At 40.3% G+C, this 7,862-nt stretch carries 7 protein-coding genes and 2 pseudogenes; 7 read left to right on the forward strand and 2 right to left on the reverse strand.

What is annotated here, in order from left to right; all coding sequences use genetic code 11:
- Together glyA and rnk are read left to right on the forward strand one after the other, a co-directional pair.
- Window positions 1–1,239 (forward strand): serine hydroxymethyltransferase (gene glyA / locus B3143_RS15105; RefSeq protein ID WP_286741139.1); only part of this gene is annotated, 1,239 nt, incomplete at its 5' end.
- A 392-nt stretch (window positions 1,240–1,631) separates the two neighbouring features.
- A complete protein-coding gene (rnk, locus tag B3143_RS15110) occupies window positions 1,632–2,036 on the forward strand; it encodes a nucleoside diphosphate kinase regulator (RefSeq protein WP_262736487.1) in 405 nt (134 codons plus the stop codon).
- Window positions 2,037–2,099: 63 nt separating this feature from the next.
- On the opposite strand, the pseudogene B3143_RS15115 reads toward rnk, so the two are convergent.
- Window positions 2,100–2,336 (reverse strand): annotated as a pseudogene (locus tag B3143_RS15115) (YqhA family protein); the annotation flags it as partial.
- A gap of 72 nt (window positions 2,337–2,408) precedes the next feature.
- Between B3143_RS15115 and B3143_RS15120 the strand changes: the two are divergent.
- A protein-coding gene (locus tag B3143_RS15120; protein ID WP_286741142.1) for an IS3 family transposase occupies window positions 2,409–3,487 on the forward strand; the annotation gives its coding sequence in 2 pieces (ribosomal slippage) (window positions 2,409–2,661 and window positions 2,661–3,487; 1,080 coding nt in all).
- A 53-nt stretch (window positions 3,488–3,540) separates the two neighbouring features.
- On the opposite strand, the pseudogene B3143_RS15125 reads toward B3143_RS15120, so the two are convergent.
- Window positions 3,541–3,801 (reverse strand): annotated as a pseudogene (locus tag B3143_RS15125) (YqhA family protein); the annotation flags it as partial.
- A 401-nt stretch (window positions 3,802–4,202) separates the two neighbouring features.
- Here B3143_RS15125 and B3143_RS15130 point away from each other — a divergent pair.
- The 4 genes from B3143_RS15130 to B3143_RS15145 form a co-directional block, all read left to right on the forward strand.
- Entirely contained in the window at window positions 4,203–4,994 is a 792-nt protein-coding gene (locus B3143_RS15130; RefSeq protein ID WP_004784296.1) for a hypothetical protein, read from the forward strand.
- Window positions 4,995–5,010: 16 nt separating this feature from the next.
- Entirely contained in the window at window positions 5,011–6,144 is a 1,134-nt protein-coding gene (locus B3143_RS15135; protein WP_286741145.1) for a toxic anion resistance protein, read from the forward strand.
- A 37-nt stretch (window positions 6,145–6,181) separates the two neighbouring features.
- Complete coding sequence (locus tag B3143_RS15140; protein ID WP_004784292.1) at window positions 6,182–7,099, forward strand: hypothetical protein; 918 nt, start codon at window positions 6,182–6,184, stop codon at window positions 7,097–7,099.
- A gap of 224 nt (window positions 7,100–7,323) precedes the next feature.
- Window positions 7,324–7,862 (forward strand): thioredoxin family protein (locus B3143_RS15145; protein ID WP_286741147.1); only part of this gene is annotated, 539 nt, incomplete at its 3' end.

Genomic DNA, 7,862 nt, shown 5'->3' on the forward strand with positions numbered 1-7,862 from the left:
TCTATTGCTGAATTTGATCCAGAAATCGCTCAAGCAATCTCTAACGAAGATGCTCGCCAAGAAGCGCACATCGAGTTGATCGCTTCTGAAAACTATTGCTCACCAGCAGTAATGGAAGCTCAAGGATCAAAACTCACTAACAAATATGCAGAAGGCTACCCAGGCAAACGCTACTATGGCGGTTGTGAATATGTAGATGTCATTGAACAATTGGCAATTGACCGTGCTAAAGAATTATTTGGTGCTGATTATGCTAACGTTCAGCCACATGCTGGTTCTCAAGCAAACTCTGCAGTTTACCTAGCGCTGCTTAACCCAGGTGACACAGTATTGGGTATGAGTCTGGCTCACGGTGGTCACTTGACTCACGGTGCGAAAGTAAGCTTCTCAGGTAAAACTTATAATGCAATTCAATACGGTCTGAATCCAGAAACTGGTGAGATCGATTATGAAGAAGTTGAGCGTCTAGCTGTAGAACACAAACCACGTATGATCGTAGCTGGTTTCTCTGCATACAGTCAAATCGTAGATTGGCAACGTTTCCGTGATATCGCGGACAAAGTTGGCGCTTACTTATTTGTAGATATGGCTCACGTCGCTGGTCTGGTTGCTGCTGGCGTTTACCCAAGTCCAGTTCAAATTGCTGACGTAACAACTACGACTACTCACAAAACTCTTCGTGGTCCTCGTTCAGGTCTGATCTTGGCGAAAGCAAACGAAGAAATCGAGAAAAAACTTCAATCAGCTGTATTCCCAGGTAACCAAGGTGGTCCTCTGGTTCACGCGGTTGCTGCTAAAGCAATCTGCTTCAAAGAAGCAATGGCACCTGAATACAAAGCATATCAACAACAAGTGGTTAAGAATGCTCAAGCTATGGCTGAAGTTCTAATCGAACGCGGTTACGACGTTGTATCTGGCGGCACTAAAAACCACCTGTTCTTGTTGTCTCTGATCAAACAAGATATCACTGGTAAAGATGCTGATGCTTGGTTAGGTGCTGCTCACATCACTGTGAACAAAAACTCTGTACCAAACGACCCACGTTCTCCATTCGTGACTTCAGGTATCCGTATCGGTACACCTGCTGTAACGACTCGTGGTTTCGGTGAATCAGAAGTTCGTGAACTTGCTGGTTGGATCGCTGACATCCTTGATGCTAAAGGCGATGAAGCCGTAATCGCTGCGGTTAAAGAAAAAGTTGCTGCTGTTTGCGCTAAATTCCCTGTTTACGCAAAATAAGCCTAACTTGAGAAAAGCCCCCTCAAGGGGGCTTTTTTATTGGGTGATATTGTTTCTGACTCATCTTCTGCTGCTCACTTTTATGATCAGTTAAAAGAGACGATAAGATCAAAGCTTAATCAATCCTATATATAAAATACTCATCCTTTTATAAAACAAAGTTGAGAAATACAGATCCTATAAATCTGATTTCGAAAAGAGTATTGAGTTTTTCTAAAACTGGTTACATTCTTTGAAAAACAGCTTTATAAGTTGAGTTAAGACACAATTTTTTTAGCAGCTAAAAAAAGATTTTTTATATTTAACTTAATTTAATTCGATTAATCACTTAGAACCTAGATTCATTCGCTTTTTAAAAACTATTCAATCATTCATTAAACAAGGTAGTAAGAATGGCTAAACCAAAAATTATTTTATCTGAACAGGATGTGGAACGTCTCGAAACCATGCTTGAAAATCAGGACAAGCTCAGTGAGACCATGCTTCAACTGGAAGATGAACTGGCTCGTGCTGAAGTGATCAAGCCAGAGGACATGCCAAGCAATGTAGTGACCATGCATGCGCGTGCATTGTTGACGATTGCACCATCAACGGAGCCTGTAGAAATTACCCTAGTTTACCCGCATGAGTTTAAAGGTGAAAAAGGGCAGGTAAATGTCGTAGCACCGATTGGAACTGCGATCTTGGGTCTGGCAGAAGGACAAACTATTGAATGGCCACAACCTGATGGTCAGTTGATGAAAGTCACGATTGAAAAAGTGCTGTATCAGCCAGAGCGAGAAGGTGACTATCTATAATTTTTTAGTTAAATCGCCGATATAAAAAGGCCCCTATAATCGGGGCTTTTTAATATCCATGTTTTAATGCTTGGTGAGTTTATCCAGATAACCCATAATAAATGCAGAAATCACAAAAGTCAGATGCATGATGATGTACCACATGATTTTGTCATTCTCGACGTTACGAGCATCCATAAAAATACGTAGTAAATGAATCGAAGAAATAGCTACGATGGAAGCCGCAACTTTAAGTTTAAGAGAATTGGCATCCATAGTGCCGAGCCAGTTCAGGCGGGTTTTATTTTCATCGATTTTGAGTGGTAATGCTCCCTAAAAATAATTGAACTTAAAAGTAGAAAATCGAATAGCCTTGATCTAAGGAGATTTTCTATGAAAACATCTAAATATTCGGACAGCTTAATCATGAGTATTTTGAAGCAAGCTGAAGCAGGTATTCCAGTGCCTAATCTATGCCGAGAACATGGCATGAGTTCTGCCACTTTTTACAAATGGAAGTCCAAATATGGCGGCATGGATCTTTCCATGATGACTCGACTTAAAGAGCTAGAAACAGAAAATGCCCGCCTAAAGCGCATGTATGCGGATGAACGTCTTAAAGCAGACATTCTTCAGGATGCACTGTCAAAAAAGTTATAAGGCCAACGCAACGCAAGTCACTTGCTCAACAAGCCGTTGAGCAATATAAGATATCAGTGAATAAGGCCTGTCTCATATTCCAAGTCAGTCAAACCTGTTATCGCTATATAGCTCAATTGAAGGAGCAGAATATGGTTATTGCAGATTGGCTGATTAAGCTCACCAATGAGAATAAGACTTGGGGATTTAAGCTTTGCTTTGTGTACCTGCGTAATGTCCAAGGCTACCCTTGGAATCACAAGCGTATTTATCGCATTTATAAGGAGCTTGAGCTTAACCTTCGGATTAAACCCAACAAACGCATTAAACGGATAAAGCCTGAAACTCTTGCAGTACCAGAAGCGCAGAATGAATCATGGTCAATGGACTTTATGCACGATCAACTCAGTGATGGCCGCAGTTACCGTGTGCACAACGTCATTGATGACTATAACCGTGAGTCATTAGATATCTTGATTGACTTCTCCTTACCCGCTGAACGAGTACTTCGAGGGTTGGATCAACTCATCGAATGGCGAGGTAAACCAAAACGAATTCGAAGTGACAATGGACCAGAGTACATCAGTGATTTAATGGAGGCATGGTGTAAGCAGCATGAAATTGAGCATGTATTTACCCAGCCTGGCAATCCACAACAAAATGCGTATTATGTAGAACGCTTCAATCGGACAGTACATTATGAATGTTTAAATCAATATTTATTTCGAGAACTTGAAAATGTTCAAGACTATACAACAGCATGGCAACACTTTTATAATCATCAACGACCTCATATGTCAGTTGATGGTAAACCACCTAAATTTAAACAATGATAAGGGCTTCGGTTTTTCTACTCATTAACTCAATTAAAAATGGGGGTATTACCGAGTTGTGAAACGAAATTTTCATAACCTGAAAACATCATCATCACCATCACAATAAGTCCACCAACCATGGTCATATCAACCAAGGATAGAATCACCAGAATCAGGTCAGCTTCAGTATATTCGAAGATATGCGGCAGAACATGAATCACTTCCTGAAAGAATTTTAAGGCCAGTAATAATAAAGCGAATGATAAACCAAAATAGACAGGAGCTAAGATCCAGCGTGCGGCATACATCGTATTATGAAAAAAACGTTCCATTTTATTCTCAGGTTACCTACTTTATGGTTGATCTTGATCATAAATAATTCATGCTTAAAATTCGAGAATTATTTATGTTTTATAATGTGTTATAGATATTCTTAAGTTTAAAAAAAGCTTAATTAAGACGATAAAATAACTTGGCATTTATTGTGCTTATTCTTATTTAGTTGGTTATTAGCCTATTTAAGGCCGATGGAAAAGGTTCTAGAGAGAATCAGCAGGTTATAGTCAAAATAATTTGTACAAGAAATGGCTGTATGCCAAACTTAATTCCAACAATATCTTCAACTTATATAAAGAAAATTCTATGGCCTGAAGCATTCCTTTGCAAAATGCTACATGTTATGTTGAATGAAAAGACGTACTATAAAAATCGAATTCACTGAGTTTAAAGGGCCATGTCACAGATAGATGTTTTGATTCCAATCCAAGACATTGCAGTAGAGCAGAGCGAGATTCTAAGTATCAAGCGCAACGAACTTGTGCCTTTACTCCACGACCAATACAAGCTGAATCATTATGCTGACCCACTTATTCAGGCACAGTCCGTACTATTAAATGGGGTAGATCCGCATCTGACCCAACAACTGAGCCAGACGATTGAACAGCTGATTCAGATGCTGGCTCAATCAAAAAAATATCTCAAGAAGCGTAAATTTAATGCCTTACAGAAATGGCTGGGTATCGATTTAGATTATGGCTCAAGTCAGGTTGAATACTATAAAAAACTGGACTATTTATTGGATCAGGCAGATCACCTTAGCCGTAAGTTGCAAATTGAAATCCAGAAATCCCAATCGCGATTTCAGCAACTGATCGGTTTACGTGAGCAAATGGCCAAGCATATTGTGGCAGCAGAAGAATTTTTATCTGAATATCCGCAGTTTATCAGGAATCAGCATCCACTGGATAATTTTTCTGAGCGGCTGTCAAAAAAGGTGCATACCTTAAGAACCTTGCAAAGCAGTAATGACATCGCCATTACCCAGATGCAATTGTCCCAGCAACTGTCTTATAGCCTGCTGGATCGATTTAAAGAAGCACAACAGGTGCTGATCCCGGCCTGGCAATATCATGTCAAACAAAGCCAGACGAAACACTCGACAAGTGATCTGGAAAAACTCGATAATAGCCGGGACAATCTGATTAAAACGTTAAAAAAGTCACTCGAGAAACCCTCGAATACATAACAATATAAGGTGAAGCATGACCAAATCTGATGTAGTAAATTTACCTGTCGAAAGCTCAACTGAACTGACTGAACAGAAGTTCCAGCAAATGGATCTGAAAGAGCTGGGCTTGCAGCCTGACGATTTTCAGGAGGTTTTGGCAGCACGTAAAGAACTGCAGAATATGAGTCATAATAGTGTGGCCGAATATGGCAAAAATATAGCCACCAAAACTTCAAGCTATACCGATGAATTGCTGAATCTGGTACAGAACAAAGATCTGGATGCAACCGGTCAAAAGCTGAATCAGGTGGTGCAGGTGGCACAGCAACTGAATACCAGCAGTATCTTGAACAAGAAAAAAAGTTCGGGATTTCTTGGCAATATCATCAGCAAATTTAAGGGTGTGAAAGATAATTTTGACTCCCATTTCAATACCACCAAAGAACAGATTGATGTGCTGGTCAAGGAAATTGAAACTTCACAATCCGGATTAAAAGCACGCGTTGATACGTTAGATAAAATGTTCGATGGGGTGCAGGAAGAATATAAGCAGCTGGGTATTCATATTGCAGCTGGACGTTTACGTGAACAGGAATTGCAGCAGGAAATTGCTGCGCTCACAGCCTTGCCACAAGATCAGAGTACCACGCAAAAAATCTATGACCTAAATCATCTGGCCAATAATCTGGAAAAACGCATCAGTGATTTACAGGTATTGCAGCAATCTGCGATGCAGACTTTGCCAATGATCCGCATTATCCAGTCCAATAACCTGATGCTGGTGGATAAATTCTATGCCATTAAAAATATCACATTGCCAGCATGGAAAAACCAGATCAGTTTGGCCATTTCCCTGAATGAACAGAAGAACAGTGTACAGCTGGCCAATACTATTGATGATGCGACCAATGAGCTTTTACGCCGTAATGCAGATTTATTGCATCAGAACTCGGTCGATACGGCAAAAGCCAACCAGCGTTCTGTTATTGATATTGAAACGCTTGAACATGTGCAAAATACCCTCATTAAAACTGTTAATGATGTGATTCAGATCCAGAAAGAAGGTGTACAGAAACACACTGAAGCGACGGTACGTTTAAGAGCCTTGCAAGATAATCTGAATCATTTGGTGATTGAATCAAGTACCAGTGGATCTAAACCCAACTAAATCCAGTAGGGCCAAGATCTAAAAAAAGGAGTAGAGATTGCCGCCCTTAGATGAATATGCTGTAAATCCTCAGGAAATCAAGCAAGGGGTCGTCGCACTCAAAAAGCGTCAACGTAATTTGATGCTTTTGGGACTGACTACCTCTACGGTCTGTATCGCATCCGTGATAGGCCTATTCTTTCAGCAGGAACTGGTTTATGGCTTTTTTGGCCTGAGTACTCAGCTTCAACAGCTGCATTTACCAGTTAGTGTCGATGCTAATTTGGCCAGTATTGGGGATAGTCCGGATTATTTCTTTGCTCTATTAAGCTGGTTTGGCTGGCTGATTCTGAAAATCTTTGCTTCTTTTATTGGTGCATTTTTTCTGGTTGGATTGCTGAAGAAGTTTGGTTTCTTCTATGTGCGCTTTCAGTCTTTCATATTGAAGTTTGTAGGCTGGCTGATTTCTTTTATCGTGATCTGGTCAGGACTGACTTATTGGCAATATGACCTGAGAAATGACCGTGAAGATGTTTATCAGCAAGTGGTCTATTACGATAGTAATATCAATGATAGCGAAGTGGCACGTTACCTGGTTGATTCCGATATTGCTTCACCGGTGAAATCTTATTTACTCGCCCAAACAGCACTCTTGCATAAACCCGTTGATTTGTCTGCAGCCCGACCTTATGTCGCACAAGTGGTCGAGGCAGAGCGGCAGGATAACAAGTTTGAACAATACGGATTTAAACCGGAACAGATCTGGACCATGCAGCAACAGGTCTATGGTAAAAGCCTGACGCCTTTAGCACAAAGTGTAGATCGTCAAGCCCAGCAAGCCGAACAAGTCAGCAAGATTACCAATGTCATCATTATTGGCATTGCCATCTTATTTACCTTGCTTAGCTTAATCATATTTGTATTAGCCAATTCAATTAAGGGGCGTTCGCTACGTATTGAACAGCGAATCTTCTAAACTTAAAAATGCTCCTATAAAAGGAGCATTTTTATTTTCCAATCTATATTCGGTTTCTTTAAGCCAGAGCAAGAAGCTTAAGGATAATAAAAAATAAAATTAGGTTAGAAATTATGATCTATAAAAACAATCATTAAGATAAAAACAAACTGTTTTACCTATTTTTGTTATTCACTTAATATAGCTTCATCGAATAAATATTTACTCCCTTGGAGACGTTAGCAATGTTAGATCAAAATACTTCAGCTCAATTAAAAACACTACTTGAACGTTTGGAAGGCCCGATTGAATTAGTGGCAACTCTGGATGGCTCTGAAAAATCAGCCAAAATCAAAGAACTGGTTGAGGAAATCGCTCAGCTTTCTGATCTAGTCACTGCCCGTTTTGACGGTACCAACAAACGTGCACCAAGCTTTGGTGTGGCAAAAGCCGGTGAACAGCCTCGTGTGTTCTTCGCAGGCTTGCCGATGGGCCATGAGTTTACGTCGCTGATTCTGGCATTGTTGCAAACTTCAGGTTATGCACCAAAAGTCTCTGCCGAAGTTCTTGAATCCATCAAAGGTTTGGGCATCAAATCTGACTTTGACGTATTTGTATCACTCAGCTGTCATAACTGCCCTGATGTTGTTCAGGCATTGAACCTGATTGCTATCTATAACCCGGGTACGACTGCAACCATGATTGATGGGGCTTTCTTCCAGGATGAAGTGGAAGAACGCAAAATCATGGCCGTACCGATGGTCTTCCAGGACAATGAACATAT

Origin of the sequence: Acinetobacter sp. UBA1496 (assembly GCF_002324975.1) — a bacterium.
Taxonomy (GTDB): domain Bacteria; phylum Pseudomonadota; class Gammaproteobacteria; order Pseudomonadales; family Moraxellaceae; genus Acinetobacter; species Acinetobacter variabilis.

Bases quoted from the DNA above. Each gene is read 5' to 3' on its own strand.
- rnk (WP_262736487.1), top strand. From the start codon at position 1,632: ATGGCTAAACCAAAAATTATTTTATCTGAACAGGATGTGGAACGTCTC.
- B3143_RS15130 (WP_004784296.1), top strand. From the start codon at position 4,203: ATGTCACAGATAGATGTTTTGATTCCAATCCAAGACATTGCAGTAGAG.
- B3143_RS15135 (WP_286741145.1), top strand. From the start codon at position 5,011: ATGACCAAATCTGATGTAGTAAATTTACCTGTCGAAAGCTCAACTGAA.